The sequence below is a fragment of the Flavobacterium sp. TAB 87 genome, assembly GCF_001529295.1.
Taxonomy (GTDB): Bacteria; Bacteroidota; Bacteroidia; order Flavobacteriales; family Flavobacteriaceae; genus Flavobacterium.
Map to the genome: position 1 here is coordinate 126,136 of NZ_LLWK01000033.1, position 16,039 is coordinate 142,174.

The window sequence follows — 16,039 nt, forward strand, 5'->3', positions numbered from 1 at the left end:
GACTATAAATCAATACAAAAATTAACTTTAGTAGTTATTTTTAAAATGTAACTTTGAACGAAACAAACAATTCAATGACAGACGAAAAAAAATACCCTATTGATAAAGTATATCAACCCATTCAAAAATTTATACAACAAGAAAAAGCAGGCGGAATCGTACTTGGAATAAGTGTAATTATTGCTATGTTTTTGGCCAATTCAGCTTGGTCAGATGACTATTTTGGTTTTTTTGAACATAAATTTGGTTTAGAATTTGATGGAAAATCGTATTTAAATTATAGTATTCACCATTGGATTAATGATGGGCTCATGGCTATTTTCTTTTTTGTAGTCGGTCTCGAATTGAAACGTGAAATTGTGGGCGGCGAATTATCAAATCCGCGAAAAGCAATGTTACCTATTGGTGCTGCTTTGGGAGGAATGGTAGTACCTGCCTTGATCTATCACTTTCTTAATCCTGCTGGACCAGTTAGTAACGGTTGGGGAATTCCAATGGCTACGGACATCGCTTTTGCTTTGGGCGTTTTGTATTTACTTGGAGATAAAATTCCGTTGAATTTAAAAGTATTCTTAACTGCATTAGCTATCGTGGACGATTTAGGAGCTGTTTTGGTTATTGCCTTCTTTTATACGTCAAATATATCTGTAGAGAGTCTAATGTTAGGCGCTGCATTTTTATCGATCATGTACATGGGGAATCGATTGGGTGTTCGAAATATTATATTTTATGCTGTTTTCGGAATTATAGGGGTTTGGATTTCATTCTTATTGTCAGGAGTTCACGCCACAATAGCTGCTGTTTTGGCTGCATTTACCATTCCTGCTGATGTTATTATTAAAGAAAACGCTTATGTTAAAAAAATAGAGAAATACCTCCATAAATTTAAATCTATTGATCCAGTCGAGCAAATTCCGACTTTAACGTCACAGCAATTACATGTACTCGAAAAAATAAAAACAGATACCAACCAAGCCATCCCGCCGTTGCAACAACTAGAGCACGCGATGCACCCAATGATCACATTTTTCATCGTTCCTATTTTTGCTTTAGCTAACGCAGGTGTATCTATAGATGTCGACTTTCAAGAATTATTCAACACCAATGTCGCTTTAGGTGTAGCTTTAGGTCTTATTGTTGGAAAAGTTATCGGTGTAGTTGGATTTACGTTATTACTTATTAAACTAAAAGTAGCTCCTTTTCCAAACGGAATGAATTTAAGAAATTTACTTGGACTTGGTTTATTAGCGTCCATTGGTTTTACGATGTCTCTGTTTGTTACTTCGCTCGCCTTGCAAGACGAAGTACATATTATTCAAGCTAAAATCGGAATTTTCTCTGCTTCGATAATTGGTGGAGTTTTAGGCTACATAATTTTGAATAAAAGCGCAAAGAAAAAAGTATCCGTCTAAAAGTTATTACTTAATTGTGAGTTAGTTACACTTCTAAAAAATTCAAGAATTTAAAGGATTCTGGAAATTAAAAATTTACTTTAATTTTCAGAATCCTACATTATTATGTAGTTAATTGATGCTTTTTGAAGTTTAAATTGGCCCACGTTGACTTAAAAAAATAATGAATTTAACAATTGAAAACATATTATTAGTTGGTTCACTACTATTGTTTGTGAGCGTTATTGTAGGTAAGACGTCATACAAATTTGGTGTACCAACATTACTACTATTTTTAGGTATCGGCATGTTAGCAGGAGCTGATGGAATTGCAGGTATCTATTTTGACGATCCTAAAATTGCGCAATTTATAGGCATCGTTTCCTTAAATTTTATTTTGTTCTCAGGTGGTCTTGACACCAGTTTTACTTCTGTAAAGCCAATTCTTAGAGAGGGAATGGTTCTGTCCACTTTAGGGGTTCTGCTAACAGCTCTTTCACTTGGCACTTTTGTTTGGTTTGTAACCGACTTTACTATTTACGAGAGTATGTTATTGGGTTCGATCGTCTCATCTACAGATGCGGCGGCGGTATTTTCTATTTTACGATCTAAAAGTCTTGCTTTAAAAAACAACTTGAGACCTACTTTAGAACTCGAAAGCGGGAGTAATGACCCCATGGCATACGTTTTAACTATTGCTTTTTTAACATTAGTCGTGCATCAAGACAAAAGCATTTTATCTATTATTCCGCTATTTTTACAACAAATGATTTTGGGTGGTATTTTGGGCTTTGCTTTTGGTAAGATTAGTAAATTAATAATTAACAAAATAAAACTTGACTTCGAAGGATTGTATCCCGTATTGGTTATTGCATTAATGTTTATCACTTTTTCTGCTACCGATTTTATAGGTGGAAACGGCTTCTTAGCTATTTATATTTGTGCAGTTTACTTAGGTAATCAAGAACTGATACACAAAAAAACGATTCTCAAAATGTACGATGGTTTGGCGTGGCTCATGCAAATTGTACTCTTTCTAACGTTAGGCTTACTTGTTTTTCCTTCGCAAGTTTTCCCTTATATGGGCATCGGACTTCTTATTTCTGTATTTCTTATTATTGTCGCCCGACCTTTAAGCGTTTTTATAAGTTTGATGTTTTTTAAGATGGAACTGCGACGTCGATTTTACATTTCGTGGGTAGGTTTGCGCGGTGCCGTTCCGATCGTTTTTGCTACTTATCCTCTCTTAGCGGGAATTGACAAAGCGAACATGATTTTTAATATTGTATTTTTTATTTCGGTTACGTCTATTATTATTCAAGGAACTACCTTATCTATTGTGGCCAAATGGCTGAATGTGGCACTACCAGAAAAAGAAAAGCCGATATCAGAAAATGACAAGTTTATCTTAGACCTTCCAAAATCGGCCATGCAAGAATTTGTTATTTTGCCTAACTTCTATGCGATCAACAAACGAATTGTAGATCTCAATTTTCCTCATTCTGCTTTTATTGTAATGGTAAAACGAGATGGCGTTTACATTCGTCCAGGCGGCTCTACCGAAATTAAGGAGAATGATCTTTTAATGATTATCGCAGACAATCAAGACGATTTTGAACAAGTAAATGATACGCTTAAAAGACTCGTCGTCTAGCAAAAATTTAAGATAAACCTCTATTTATAAAAAATGCCTCGAAACAATAGAGGCATTTTTTATTTGGTACGCTATTTTAGTTTATTTCACTTTTACACTCCACTCAAATTCCATTTCAGAAACTTGTACACCTTGCTCATTAGTTCCTATAGATTTCATCCAAAAGGTCTGTCCTAGACCAGTAGCAATAGTATCTTCGATTGCTTTTGTGATTAAGGCTCCATCATTGCATACAAAGTTAATACGGCCGGTAGCTTTTTTAGAAAAATTGCTTTTGTTATTCGCAACCAACATCGAAATTTTCTTTCCGCTCTGCTGAATTTGAGCAATAACCATTGCACCTGTAGACAACTCGGCGGCCATAGCTTGAACCGCAAAGTACATCGAGTTGAACGGGTTTTGATTGATCCAGCGGTGCTTTACCGATACTACACATTTTTCTTCGCTAATTGATTTGACACGAACACCACAGATAAATGCAGATGGTAATTTTAAAAAAACAAATTGATTGAGTTTGGATACGCTAAGCTTCATAATTTTAAAATTTATTTTTGGCTATTCAAATAGAAAATTACTGTTGCTGAACTACTCTATTTGTTGGAATTTGCGCTAAGATAATCAAAAATACTATGCAAGCATATTATTTTATATTGTTAATTTTTTGTTAATTTTAGGTACTATGCAAAACAAGATACTGTCCTTTAGATATATATTTGCATAAGAAATTACTAGGTCAATCATTTTAATCAATCATCAATCAAATCATGGAAACATCAAATTTTAAAAACACAGCAACTTTTACGCACTTAAGCACTCTAAGTCAATACTTTATTCCGTTTGGCAATTACATCTTTCCAATAATTATCTGGACTACAAACAAGGAAAAATCTGAGTTTGTAAATCATCACGGCAAGCAAACCTTGAATTTTCAATTGAGTTTATTGCTATATTCTTTAGTTTTAGCACTCGTTGCAATTCCGATTTTCTTTACCTTAATTTTTAGAAATCTGCCTATTAGCGCTGTAATTGAGGACGAAGCTTTTATTTTTAACAATTTTAATAATTTCAATTTTTCTGATAATATTGGATTATTAAGCATCGGAGTTTTGGCTCTTTTTTTATTTTGCTTGTTAAAAATAGTCGAATTCTATTTGGTCATCTATGCTTCGATCAAAGCGTCAAATGGAGAATGGTACAAATATCCAATGACTATCAATTTCTTGAAATAAATAGTGCCCTAGCCCCGATAAAGGCGGCATCCTTTTTTGCCTTTCTTTAAGGCGAAAAAGATACAGCGGATAGCGGGAATAGCTACTAAAACTGATTATCATAAAATCAATGGCAATGAAAATTTAAAAAATCAATCAGCATACCAATCCATATATCATCAATCATCAATCAAAAAACGAATTGTTCCATCTAAAAAAAACACAATGAAATTATGAATATTGAAAACACAAAAGCACAGATGCGCAAAGGTGTTCTTGAGTTCTGCATCTTATCGGTTCTAAAAGAAAAAGACGCATACACCTCTGAAATATTAGACTCTTTGAAAAACGCAAAATTATTGGTCGTAGAGGGCACTGTTTACCCACTTTTGACTCGCCTGAAAAACGATGGCTTACTGAGCTACCGTTGGGAGGAATCAAGTTCTGGGCCTCCAAGAAAATATTACGCACTAACCGAAACTGGACAAATTTTTTTAACTGAATTAAATAGCACTTGGACCGAACTGTCTGATGCTGTAAACCTTATAACCAACCAAAAATAATAGTCATGAACAAAACAGTAAATATAAACTTAGGAGGCATGTTTTTTCATATCGATGAAGATGCGTACTTGAAATTAACGCGTTATTTTGATGCAATTAAACGTTCGTTGAACAACTCTTCGGGGCAAGATGAAATCATCAAAGACATTGAAATGCGTGTGTCGGAGCTATTGTCTGAAAAACAACAAACAGAAAAACACGTTGTAGGATTACCTGATGTAGATGCGGTCATTGCCGTAATGGGACAACCAGAAGACTATATTATTGAGGATGATTATGAGCCTAATCAGCAAAATAATTACAGTAAAACAAAAGGTAAAAAATTATACCGTGACACCGAGAAAGGAATGATTGGTGGTGTAGCAACTGGATTAGGTCATTATTTTGGCATTGACGCCGTTTGGTTAAAGGTTATGTTTTTGATCTTTGTATTTGCAGGTTTTGGCACAGGAATTATTGCTTACATCGTTTTATGGGCAGTTACTCCAGCTGCTATTACTACTTCTGAAAAATTAGAAATGGACGGCGAACCTGTTACTATTTCTAATATTGAGCGAAAAGTTAGAGAAGAGATTGACAATTTATCTGCGAAATTTAAAAATGCTGATTACGATAAAATGGGCGATCAGGTAAAGTACGGAGCCGAAAGATTTGGTACTAGTTTAGGAGATGTTATCATTAGAATCTTTAAAATATTTGCAAAATTATTAGGGATTTTATTAGTGATAACTGGTATCTCTACATTAATCTCATTGTTTGTAGGTGTATTTACCTGGGGTACTAATATTTTTGTTGAATTTCCGTGGCAACGTTTTGTCGAAGCTGGAAACTTTACAGACTATCCAATTTGGTCTTTTGGAGTACTAATGCTTTTTGCAGTTGGAATTCCGTTTTTCTTCTTGACCATATTAGGATTTAAATTAATTTCTCCTAACTCAAAAACAATCGGTAACATTGTTAAATATACTTTACTTGCCGTTTGGATTATTGCTGTCGCTTTGCTAATTAGCATTGGTATTAAACAAGCAACCGAAGTCTCATTTGAAAATAAGTCGGCCAAAAAAGAAGTACTGAATGTATTGCCAACTGACACTTTATTTGTCAAATTTAAATACAACGATTATTACAGTAAAGACATCAGTCACAATACCGACTTTGAATTTGTTCAGGATTCTGCAGGTACTGCTTTAATTTACTCGAACGACGTTCATTTTCATGTTTTGTACACCGATGCAAAAGCACCGTATTTACAAGTAGAGAAAAATGCTCGTGGCAAATCGTTTGCTGATGCCCGCGAAAGAGCGCAAAAAATTATGTATAAAACAAAGGTTGTAGGCAATCAAATTATTTTAGACAACTACTTTGTTACCGATGTTAAGAACAAATTTAGAGATCAAGAAGTTAATGTATATTTGTATGTACCTGAAGGGCAACTATTAAAACCAGACGCCTCGATACAGGATTACGATCGTTCGGATGATGAGTTTTTTAACTTGCATTACAGCGGTGACAATTACATCTATAAAGTGTTCAACCACAAAATAAAATGTTTAAACTGTCCGAAAGAAGAAAATGAATACAATGATGTAGACAACACTGAAGATTTTGATATTGATACCGATACCGTTAATAAAGTTTCGGTGCAGATCAACGGCAAAGAAGTGGTAAAATTCAGCAAATCATCTGGCAATTTATCCAAAGACAAAAACGGAATGATAATTAAAATTAACTAATCATGATCAAGCTAATCATTTACATAACCAAATTAATTCTTGTTACAATTACTGCATTGCTTTTTGCTTCGTGTAATTTTGGAGGGAATTCAAACTCGATTGAAGGAAGCGGAAACGTAACTACTCAAAACCGCACTGTTACCGAAAAATTCACAAAGATAGAAGTGCAAAACGCTATTGATTTGGTAATCGAACAAAGTGATTCTTCGTCTATAGTTGTTGAAGCAGATGATAATCTAATTGATAAAATAACAACTAAAATTGAAAATGGAACCTTAGTTATAGAGTGCGATTTTAATTCATTTAGAAATAGCATTACTAAAAAAGTGACAGTAAAAATGCCGGTGATTCACGAAATTGAATCTTCGAGCGCTGCTACTGTTCGAAGCACCTCGATCTTAAAAAGTACACATCTGAAACTAGACGCTTCGAGCGCATCTGAAATGAATATCAGCGTTGAATCGGACAAAGTTTCCGTAAGCACTAGTAGCGGAAGTACTATTAATGTCGAAGGAATGGCATTGGAAGTAGAAGCAGATGCCTCCAGTGGCTCAGTAATTAATGCGCAAAACCTAGAAGCAAATGATGTAAATGCCGACGCCAGTAGCGGTGCCTCGATAAGTGTGCATCCTATAGCTTCGTTAAAGGCTGAAGCCAGCAGTGGAGCAGGAATTAGTTACAATAAAATTCCGAAAACCATGGAAAAAAAATCTAACTCTGGTGGTTCTATTACTCAAAAATAAAACAATCAATTGTTAAAATAGATCAAAATCATTCATCAAAAGTGGATGATTTTTCTATATTTGCCCAAACCATAAGCCTAAATTTAATGAAAAAATATACCGCATTACTGCTTTTACTTTTAGTTACAACGCTTGCTTTTGGTCAACGAAAAGAACGTTTAAAAGGTTCTAAAACCGTTACGGTAGAACAAAGAGAAATAGGTGAATTTACGAGTGTTGCTGTAGAAGACAACATCGAGATTTATTTAGAAAAAGGAACTAAGAATGAAATAAAAATTGAAGCAGATGATAATTTGCATGAGATTATTACCTTAGAACTGCGTGACAAACACCTTCGTATTTATACCGCAAAAGATGCTCGAATTTTTAAAAAGTTAGTCGTTCGCATAACCTACACTAAAGATTTAATTTCGGTGACAGCAAAACATGACGCTTCGATTTATGCCATTCAAGAACTGTCCTTAGAGGATATTACGATACAAGCGACTGATTATGCTAAATTATATTTGAATGTAAATTCGAAAAAATTCGCACTAACTGCAGATGATAAGACAAAAACAGAACTGAATTTAAAAAGTGAACAAGGTAGTATTCAGTTAAGCAAAAGTGCAGACATCAAAGCTTTGGTTTCCTCCACAGACTTTAAGTGTGATTTATACCAAAAAGCGACTGCTACAATTGAAGGTGAGGCAACAAACGGAACTATTCGGCTAGATAACAACTCAGTTTTTACGGGAAATAAATTAACTATTAAAAATGTTAATTTGTCTGCTGAAAATTATACCAGCTGCTTAATTTTTGCCGAAGAAACCATTAAAATTTCTGCAGCTGACGAAGCTGAAATTTTTCTTTTCGGAAAGGCAAAAGTAGAAATAACTCGCTTTGAAAATGAGGCTAAACTTTTTAAGAAATCAAAATAGACTGAAACATCATTCACTTCTATCCATAAAAAAAACCAACTGAAAAAGTTGGTTTTTTTTATGCTTAATTTTGATAAACTTATTCTTTTGCAGCCAAATAACGCTCTGCATCCAGAGCGGCCATGCAACCCGTTCCCGCGGCAGTAATCGCTTGACGGTATACATGATCTGCGGCATCACCTCCTACAAAAACACCTTCAATATTTGTTTTAGAAGTTCCTGACGTATTAATTATATATCCTGTTTCGTCAAGATTTAAATAATCTTTAAAAATATCGGTATTTGGTTTATGACCAATTGCTACGAAGAAACCAGTTGCAGGAATATCGTACGTTTCGCCGTTGTTTTTATTCAATACTCTAACACCTTCTACTACTTGTTCGTCTCCTAATACTTCTAGCGTATCGTGATTCAATAAAATTTCGATGTTGTCTGTTTTGCGTACGCGCTCTTCCATGATTTTTGAAGCTCTAAATTTTTCGCTGCGCACCAACATGGTTACTTTCTTGCACAATTTTGATAAGTAATGTGCTTCTTCACAAGCAGAATCTCCTGCTCCTACAATAACAACTTCTTGATTTCTATAGAAAAAACCATCACAAACAGCACAAGCAGAAACGCCACCACCCATTTGTAAATAATGTTGTTCTGAAGCCAATCCTAAATATTTAGCGGTAGCTCCTGTAGAGATAATTACTGTTTCGCAGTGCAATTCGATCGCATCGTTAATCCATACTTTATGTATGTCTCCAGAGAAATCAACTTTGGTAGCCCAACCATCACGCACATCAGTACCAAAACGTTGTGCTTGCTCTTGCAACTGCACCATCATTTCTGGACCGGTGATTCCTATCGGATTACCTGGCCAGTTTTCAACTTCGTTTGTAGTTGTCAATTGACCACCTGGTTGCATTCCTTGGTATAAAACTGGATTCATATTTGCTCTAGCCGCATATATTGCCGCAGTATATCCCGCTGGACCAGAACCAATAATTAAACATTTAATTTTTTCGATTGTATCTGACATAGTAAATGGTATTTCAATTTTTGATTTACAAATGTAGTTTTTTTAATAAAAATTCGTCATATATAAACATCACTTTTACCTATTTAAAAATAATTAGTCTCTATTTCAAAATAAGCTTTGGTAAACTAAAAATTAGTTTTATATTTGCACCCGATTACGGGGTGTAGCGTAGCCCGGTTATCGCGCCTGCTTTGGGAGCAGGAGGCCGCAGGTTCGAATCCTGCCACCCCGACGAAACCTTCTTGAGCAATCAAGAAGGTTTTTTTATGCGCTTAAAAATCTATTTGGTTTTGAGAATCTTTCTTTTAAATTTTATCTTAAAAAAAATCTTTAGTCATACAACGTAAAGACGTACGTTTAGACCTATCGTTGCTACTATTTTAAATAATATTTAAGTAAATAGAGTATAAAATATTTAATTGGGATCTACATGTACAAATATTTTTTGAGCAATTTCTTTGGATAATATATAAGTCTGATTATTCTCGATTATGATCTCGATCGAACTGTTGTAAGTGACAATGCAGAGAATCGTAATTTGCGCACCTATTTGTAAATTTAGTTTTCCTATATATTCAAGAAAGGAGTTAGATGTTTCTCGATAACCAAACACAGTTGCCTTTTGTCCGACTTTTAAATCATAAATCTCTAAACAACTGGTGGCTGGTAATTCTCCTGAAAGATCTGGTATTACTTCACCTTGCAGATCATAAGTTGGGTTTCCTAAAAAAACAGCTAATTTTTCGATCAATTGCGTTGACGTTAAACTTTGTAACTTGCTGGCCATTTCATTCACTTGCTCCCAATCCAGGGCTAATTTTTCATACAGGAACAATTCCCACAAACGATTTCTTCTAATAATTTGAAGCGCTTCTTTCAATCCGTTCTCAGACAAGCGGCAGCCGAAATGCTTGTCGTATACTACCATTTGTTTAATTGATAGTTTTTTAATCATAGCAGTCACAGACGAAGCTCTGTTGTTGAGCACTGCTGCCAAAATTTTTGTTGTTATATTATGATGCTTTCCATGATCAAAAAGATAAATCTGCCTTAGATATTCCTGTTCCGCTGGAGATAAAATGTGGGTCGTAGAAGTACTTATTTCTTCGATTTTTTTCATGGCTTCTTTGCACTAAATGAGTCGAATGTTGAGAATATTAAATTGATAAAAGAGACATCGTGAAAATAATTTCACAATGTCTCTTTCGGAATAGTATAAAAAAAATTAGCGTTCTGCTATTAAAAATAAGATGAAAGTCCTAATATAAATCCGCCCGTATTTTCTGGTGGATTGCCTAAGATATCGCGCTGTTTTAATATTTTATAATTCAGTCTCAAAACAGTTTGAGAATTGGGTCTAAAACTTACTGCGGGCATAATATTCCAAAGATCGTCGCCAATATTACCGTCAGTTTCTCTAAATTTCCCCCAATTGAAATCAACATATTCCAATCGGCAACCTACGTTTAATACCGCATCTTTCCAGCCTAAAATATTTTGTTTCAGAACAGGCTGCACCACGTCTACAAATCCACCCCTTTGCTTGTTTCCAAACTGCTGGCTGTACGTTTCTGGTACATCAACAAATACCCAAGCAAATTCTCCAGTTATAAATGTATCCGTCCACTTTAGCGTCGTATTGAAATCGACAGCAGCTACTTTTACCTTTCTTTTATCATCTAAAATAAGTCCGTCGTCTTCAAAATTATTATAAGCGTGACCCATATAGGACATTCCAATTTCACCAATTTTTGCATTCTTCAAGGCTAGTTTTGCCGTTACTAATGGTTTTCCACTCGCACTTTCCTCAAAACGCTCTTTGTTTTCTTTGGCAGAAGGAAGCGACGTTCGGTTCAATTCATTTGCTATGATTGAATCATCAAAACCACTGGTCAAATAAAACTCGTACCCAAAAGACCAATCTTTTTGATAATATTTGCCATATACTCCAAAACCAGCATTACTCCAAGTATCGGGTAACATTTGCTCAGCAAAAATTGGTCGGTCTGTAAATTCCCATTTAGGACCATCGTGATTTTGATTGAAGGCACCAATTGGGTTCACAATCATACCGCCTCGAAGGTTAACTAAAGGATGTAATTCTACATCAATTGCGGCAAATTCGACCTCGATTGAACTTTCGCCAGGTTCAAATTCGATTTCAGACAAAAATTTGATTCGATTGGATATTGTGGAAGAAATAAACAAAGAAAGTCGTCTAAATTGAAATTGACTTCCTTCGGTAACGCCATCTGTTCCTAAGTGTTGGTAATTTGCTTCGACGTATCCGCCAAGTGCGATAGGCAATCTATTGGACTGAAAGGAAGGTCGCGTATAAATAGCATCCATATTCATGGACGTTTTTGAGGTATCTGCAGGCACTTGTCTTAATAAACTGCTGTCTATTTGTGCATTTGAATATTGAAAACTGATCAGGACAATTAATAGTGAGAGTAATTTTGTTCTCATTTAAGTGAAATTTTTAGTTGGTTATTAATGATCGTTACAGGAAACGATCGCAAAGGGTCGGTTGCTGGCCCGCTTGTCGCATCACCGTGGTTGTCGAATTCACTACCGTGCGCAGGGCATTGCATTTTATCGCCAAAAACCTGCAATTCAGCGCCTTGGTGCGTACATTCCATTAAGAGTGCACTATACGTGTTTTCGTTTATGCGATACACACATATTGGAAATTTGAGTTGTTCATGAGCGACAATTACATATTTCTTAAATTTGTTCTCGGTCCCTTTATTGACAAATTCAACTGCATCAATTACTAAGTCTGAACCTGAAATTGATCCTTGCAATAATTGTGAACTTGTGCTGCAACTTTGTAAAAAAGTAAAAGCTAAACCTGCTCCAAAGCAACTCATGCAGCTTTTTGTTAAAAAATTTCGTCTGTCCATTTATAAACTTTTAAGAAAAGTGATTAATTTTCTTCTTTCTTCTGCCGTTAGATTTCCGTATTTGTTTTTTGAACTTGTACCTTCTCCTCCGTGCAATAAAATTGCTTCTTCAATACTTTTTGCTCTTCCGTCGTGCATCAGATAAAATTGTCCACCTTGCGAATCAGGAGCCAAGCCCAATCCCCATAATGGCGGTGTTCTCCACTCGCCTGGCAATGCAGATCCTTCGGTGTAACCGTCGTTGAGTGCTTCACCCATATCATGCACCAATAAATCAGTGTACGGATAAAACTCTTTGAATGAAAGTGCACCTATTGGCGAATAGCCAGTTTTTAAAGCAGGTTTATGACAATCTACACAACCTATCGAAGCAAATGTTTTTTTACCTGCGACTACATCGGGCGCATTTTGATCTCTTTGAATTGGTGCTTTGAGTGTTTGTAAATAAAAGACAACATCATGAATCTCCTTATCTGAAATTTCGGGATCTAAATCTTGTAAAGTGTACACATCGCTTGGGTCAAAACTGGAGGTAATTCCCATGTCTTGATTGTAGGCAAAAACGGTTTGGTGCAATAAATCGTAAGCAGCGCCTTTTTTTCCAAAACGACTGATGTACCTGTCCCCTTTTTTAGCACTTCCTTTTCTTGGCGTTACGTATGACGGAATAGCAGCCCAATTGGGATGTCCGCGCACACCATTTGGATTGTTAATATTCGCTGCTTCCATCGCTAAAATATCAGCTTCACTTACGAGTTCTAAGTAACCGAGTCCAGTAGTAATGGGCGGTGTAAATCTAGAAAACGGTGCAGCTGCCGGAATTACTTCTGGCTTATAACCGGGCAAAGCTCTATTTTGAAGTTGTGGTCCGTGGTCAAATTCGTTTGATCCTAAACTATCATTGATGCCGAATCTGGTTAAAGTAGTAAATGGATGTCCTTTTCCGTCGCCGGCGTGACAGGAACCACAGCTCGTGGCCACAAATAGTGGTCCTAAACCAGTAGCTTCGGTAAAAATTCTGTCATTAAAAGCAACATCTCCTGCCAAGTGTCTTCGTGCTTCGGCAAATGTCAAGCCTTCTATTGGGCCATCAAGTAACTGATATTCTTCGGGCGCAGACGGTTCAAGCTCAACACAAGAATTAAGAACGAGTAAAGAGCAAAGTCCGAATAGGCGATAAAAGTAAGTTTTCATCAAATAAGTAATTTATTAAATTTAAATTTTTGCTAAATTAAAACTATTTTACTTATAAGCAAAAAATAATTATTAGTCTTGTCTAATAATTATTTTAAGGCAATACTATTTTATTGAAAAATCACCTTTTCATTACCCGAAATTTAAGTTCCATTCTTATTGTAGCCCGGATCGCAATAAAAAGCCCACAGCGCCAAAAAGTAATTTTGCTTGTTGTAAAAAAGCGACCAACGGAAGCTCTTATTACAACTTTAGCAAAATACTTTGGGGAGCGAGGACTTGAAATGGAGCGCCGGAAATGGCTTCAAAAAAAAAATGACACTCGATTGCTCGAATGTCATTTTTTAAAATTATAATTTATTGTTGTTTCTAAAAACCTTCGTTGTCTAAATATGGTTTTACTTGCATTTCGTGACCTACGAAGTCTTGAAACGCTTGGTTTAAATCGACACTGTTTCCTACCGATAAAATGTACTTTCTAAAACGTTCTCCGTTTTCACGAGTCATTCCGCCATTGGCTCTAATCCAGTCATAGGCGTTGTAATCTAACGTTTTTGACCAAGTGTACGCGTAATATCCTGCTGAATATCCTCCACTGAAAATGTGAGCAAAATAAGGGCTATGGTAGCGTGTTGGCACTTCCTTCACTAATAAACCGTATTTTTTTAGCGCTTCATCTTCAAATACTAAAGTGGGCTTAAAATCAGCTTCGCTAGTTACGCTATGCCACGCCATATCTAAGGTTGACGCTGCCAACAACTCGGTTACGTTGTACCCCGAATTAAACGTTTCTGACTTTTTAATTTTATCGATAAGCTCTTGTGGAATTACCTTTTTAGTTTGGTAATGCACTGCGTAGTTTTTAAGAACAGTTGGATCTAAAGCAGCATGCTCGTTGATTTGCGATGGAAATTCGACAAAATCTCTTGCTACGTTAGTTCCTGAAAGAGTAACATAGTTTTGGTTGGCAAAAAGCCCGTGCAAGGTATGTCCGAACTCATGAAACATAGTTGTAACATCGTCAAAACTAATTAAAGAAGGGTTTTCTCCCACGGGTTTCGCAAAGTTATAAACGTTTACAATTACTGGTTTTTGTTTTAAATAATGCGATTGATCCACGAAATTACTCATCCAAGCACCACCATTTTTATTGTCGCGAGTGTAAAAGTCCAGATAGTAAATTGCCATCGACTTTCCGTCGTTGTCAAAAACTTCATAAACCACTACATCTGGATGATATACTGGAAGATCTTTACGCTCTTTAAACGTGATCCCGTACATTTGCTTTGCAGCAAAAAACACGCCTTTTTCTAAAACTGTTTTGATTTCGAAATAGGGTTTAATTTCATTTTCGTCTAGATCGTATTTTGCTTTACGCACTTGTTCGGCATAAAAATTCCAATCCCAAGGCTCCAACTTAAAACCTCCTTTTTGTTCGTCTATAATGGCTTGAATCTCGATTGCTTCTTCATTTGCTTTGGCGACAGCTGGAGTGGCAATTTCTGCTAGAAGTTTCATTGCAGCTTCGGGAGTTTTTGCCATTTGATCTTGAATCTTCCATTCGGCAAAACTCTTTTTACCCATTAATTGCGCTTTTTGCAAACGCAAACGGACCATTTTTTCTAATGTCTCTCTCGTATCTCCATCGTCATTTTTCTCAGCACGTGACCAAGAGGCTTTGAATATTTTTTCGCGAGAAGCTCTGTTCGTCAAATTTTGCAATACCGGTTGTTGTGTGGTATTTTGCAAACCTATCATGTATTTTCCTTGATGACCTGTTTCGGTCGCTTGCGCTTTGGCAGCTTCAATTTCTTGAGGGCTTAAGCCGTCTAAATCTTTTGGCGAGTCAAATAAAACTGCTCCATTTTTACGAGCTACTAACAATTTATTTCCGTAAACAGTACTTAAAGTCGCCAGTTCACCATTGATAACTTTCATTTTCTCTTTATCCTCTTCTGATAAACTAGCACCAGCCAACTCGAATTTCTCCAAATAAACTTCGGTTAATTTTTTATCTTCTCCCTTTAACGTTTTTAAATCGATCGCTTTAAAGCGTTTGTACAACTTGCTGTTTAAATAAATTTTATCGTTATGCGCTGCAAAAATTGGCGCATACTCTTCATCTAACTGTTGTAAAACATCGTTGGTATTGGAACCGGTCATGTTGTAAAAAACAGTGGCGGCACGCGTTAAGTCTACTCCGCTTAACTCTAAAGCCAATACGGTGTTTTGAAATGTTGGCTTTGCTGAATTGTTAGCAATTTTAGCAACTTCTTCATCATGTTTTTTAAAACCGAACTCAAATGCTGGTTTAAAATGCTCGTTTTTTATTAAGTTAAAAACGGGTGCTTGATAGTGCAGCGTACTTCTTTGCAACAAAGGATTAGTCATCGTTGTCTTATTTTGTGCAGAACTGCTCTGATTAGAAAGTGTTACCATCAAAATTACGGCGGTACATTCTCGAACTCCTCGAAAAGATAATTGCATAGTTTAGTCTAATTTAAATTTGATTATAAATATACCTTAAAAAAGGATAATGCAACAAATTGATACTGTTAAAATAATTCTTTAAGAAATTCGCAACAATTAACACTCAATTTTTTGTAAATCATAATTGCAGCAGAATTCTCGAATAGCCACAGCTACTTTTGTTTGAGTTGTAGTTATAACTACTCCAATTAATAATAGTAACTTTGCAGA

At 35.7% G+C, this 16,039-nt stretch carries 14 protein-coding genes and 1 tRNA gene; 8 read left to right on the plus strand and 7 right to left on the minus strand.

Going from position 1 to position 16,039, the window contains the following annotated elements; genetic code table 11:
• The first annotated feature begins 74 nt into the window (after positions 1–74).
• Both nhaA and AP058_RS05315 read left to right on the plus strand, forming a co-directional pair.
• Entirely contained in the window at positions 75–1,412 is a 1,338-nt protein-coding gene (nhaA, locus tag AP058_RS05310) for a Na+/H+ antiporter NhaA (protein ID WP_066307544.1), read from the plus strand.
• 163 nt (positions 1,413–1,575) lie between these two features.
• The gene (locus tag AP058_RS05315) at positions 1,576–3,045 is read left to right on the plus strand and encodes a potassium/proton antiporter (RefSeq protein WP_066307546.1); all 1,470 of its coding nucleotides are present in this window, start codon (positions 1,576–1,578) and stop codon (positions 3,043–3,045) included.
• A gap of 81 nt (positions 3,046–3,126) precedes the next feature.
• Here AP058_RS05315 and AP058_RS05320 read toward each other — a convergent pair whose 3' ends face one another.
• Positions 3,127–3,579, minus strand: a complete 453-nt coding sequence (locus AP058_RS05320) for a DUF4442 domain-containing protein (protein ID WP_066307548.1) — start codon at positions 3,577–3,579, stop codon at positions 3,127–3,129.
• 230 nt (positions 3,580–3,809) lie between these two features.
• On the opposite strand from AP058_RS05320, the gene AP058_RS05325 reads away from it, so the two are divergent.
• The 5 genes from AP058_RS05325 (at position 3,810) to AP058_RS05345 (ending at position 8,212) form a co-directional block, all read left to right on the plus strand.
• On the plus strand, positions 3,810–4,274 hold the full coding sequence (locus AP058_RS05325; RefSeq protein WP_066307550.1) for a DUF4870 domain-containing protein: 465 nt from the start codon (positions 3,810–3,812) through the stop codon (positions 4,272–4,274).
• 212 nt (positions 4,275–4,486) lie between these two features.
• Positions 4,487–4,816 carry a PadR family transcriptional regulator gene (locus AP058_RS05330; RefSeq protein WP_066307551.1) on the plus strand — a complete coding sequence of 110 codons (330 nt, stop codon included), beginning with the start codon at positions 4,487–4,489 and terminating at the stop codon, positions 4,814–4,816.
• Positions 4,817–4,821: 5 nt separating this feature from the next.
• On the plus strand, positions 4,822–6,549 hold the full coding sequence (locus AP058_RS05335) for a PspC domain-containing protein (RefSeq protein WP_066307552.1): 1,728 nt from the start codon (positions 4,822–4,824) through the stop codon (positions 6,547–6,549).
• Positions 6,550–6,551: 2 nt separating this feature from the next.
• On the plus strand, positions 6,552–7,292 hold the full coding sequence (locus AP058_RS05340) for a head GIN domain-containing protein (protein WP_066307554.1): 741 nt from the start codon (positions 6,552–6,554) through the stop codon (positions 7,290–7,292).
• A gap of 86 nt (positions 7,293–7,378) precedes the next feature.
• Entirely contained in the window at positions 7,379–8,212 is an 834-nt protein-coding gene (locus AP058_RS05345; protein WP_066307555.1) for a GIN domain-containing protein, read from the plus strand.
• 79 nt (positions 8,213–8,291) lie between these two features.
• Here the strand turns inward: AP058_RS05345 and trxB are convergent, their stop codons facing one another.
• The gene (trxB, locus tag AP058_RS05350) at positions 8,292–9,239 is read right to left on the minus strand and encodes a thioredoxin-disulfide reductase (RefSeq protein WP_066307557.1); all 948 of its coding nucleotides are present in this window, start codon (positions 9,237–9,239) and stop codon (positions 8,292–8,294) included.
• Between the two features lie 157 nt (positions 9,240–9,396).
• On the opposite strand from trxB, the gene AP058_RS05355 reads away from it, so the two are divergent.
• A tRNA-Pro gene (locus tag AP058_RS05355) sits at positions 9,397–9,471 on the plus strand.
• A 183-nt stretch (positions 9,472–9,654) separates the two neighbouring features.
• On the opposite strand, the gene AP058_RS05360 is transcribed toward AP058_RS05355, so the two are convergent.
• From AP058_RS05360 to AP058_RS05385, 5 genes are all read right to left on the minus strand, one after another.
• Positions 9,655–10,359, minus strand: coding sequence for a metal-dependent transcriptional regulator (locus AP058_RS05360; RefSeq protein ID WP_082706584.1), 705 nt, complete (start codon positions 10,357–10,359; stop codon positions 9,655–9,657).
• A gap of 119 nt (positions 10,360–10,478) precedes the next feature.
• Positions 10,479–11,708: a hypothetical protein gene (locus AP058_RS05365; RefSeq protein ID WP_066307558.1), complete on the minus strand. Its 1,230-nt coding sequence runs from the start codon at positions 11,706–11,708 to the stop codon at positions 10,479–10,481.
• Complete coding sequence (locus AP058_RS05370; protein WP_066307559.1) at positions 11,705–12,145, minus strand: Rieske 2Fe-2S domain-containing protein; 441 nt, start codon at positions 12,143–12,145, stop codon at positions 11,705–11,707. The genes AP058_RS05365 and AP058_RS05370 overlap by 4 nt, the downstream gene beginning before the upstream one ends.
• Positions 12,146–13,339, minus strand: a complete 1,194-nt coding sequence (locus AP058_RS05375) for a di-heme oxidoredictase family protein (RefSeq protein ID WP_066307561.1) — start codon at positions 13,337–13,339, stop codon at positions 12,146–12,148.
• 369 nt (positions 13,340–13,708) lie between these two features.
• On the minus strand, positions 13,709–15,778 hold the full coding sequence (locus AP058_RS05385) for a M3 family metallopeptidase (protein WP_231739566.1): 2,070 nt from the start codon (positions 15,776–15,778) through the stop codon (positions 13,709–13,711).
• Positions 15,779–16,039: the final 261 nt, after the last annotated feature.

Excerpts from the sequence above, each read along its gene's own strand:
- nhaA (WP_066307544.1), top strand. The coding sequence starts at position 75 with ATGACAGACGAAAAAAAATACCCTATTGATAAAGTATATCAACCCATT.
- AP058_RS05315 (WP_066307546.1), top strand. The coding sequence starts at position 1,576 with ATGAATTTAACAATTGAAAACATATTATTAGTTGGTTCACTACTATTG.
- AP058_RS05320 (WP_066307548.1), bottom strand. The coding sequence starts at position 3,579 with ATGAAGCTTAGCGTATCCAAACTCAATCAATTTGTTTTTTTAAAATTA.
- AP058_RS05325 (WP_066307550.1), top strand. The coding sequence starts at position 3,810 with ATGGAAACATCAAATTTTAAAAACACAGCAACTTTTACGCACTTAAGC.
- AP058_RS05330 (WP_066307551.1), top strand. The coding sequence starts at position 4,487 with ATGAATATTGAAAACACAAAAGCACAGATGCGCAAAGGTGTTCTTGAG.
- AP058_RS05335 (WP_066307552.1), top strand. The coding sequence starts at position 4,822 with ATGAACAAAACAGTAAATATAAACTTAGGAGGCATGTTTTTTCATATC.
- AP058_RS05340 (WP_066307554.1), top strand. The coding sequence starts at position 6,552 with ATGATCAAGCTAATCATTTACATAACCAAATTAATTCTTGTTACAATT.
- AP058_RS05345 (WP_066307555.1), top strand. The coding sequence starts at position 7,379 with ATGAAAAAATATACCGCATTACTGCTTTTACTTTTAGTTACAACGCTT.
- trxB (WP_066307557.1), bottom strand. The coding sequence starts at position 9,239 with ATGTCAGATACAATCGAAAAAATTAAATGTTTAATTATTGGTTCTGGT.
- AP058_RS05360 (WP_082706584.1), bottom strand. The coding sequence starts at position 10,359 with ATGAAAAAAATCGAAGAAATAAGTACTTCTACGACCCACATTTTATCT.
- AP058_RS05365 (WP_066307558.1), bottom strand. The coding sequence starts at position 11,708 with ATGAGAACAAAATTACTCTCACTATTAATTGTCCTGATCAGTTTTCAA.
- AP058_RS05370 (WP_066307559.1), bottom strand. The coding sequence starts at position 12,145 with ATGGACAGACGAAATTTTTTAACAAAAAGCTGCATGAGTTGCTTTGGA.
- AP058_RS05375 (WP_066307561.1), bottom strand. The coding sequence starts at position 13,339 with ATGAAAACTTACTTTTATCGCCTATTCGGACTTTGCTCTTTACTCGTT.
- AP058_RS05385 (WP_231739566.1), bottom strand. The coding sequence starts at position 15,778 with ATGGTAACACTTTCTAATCAGAGCAGTTCTGCACAAAATAAGACAACG.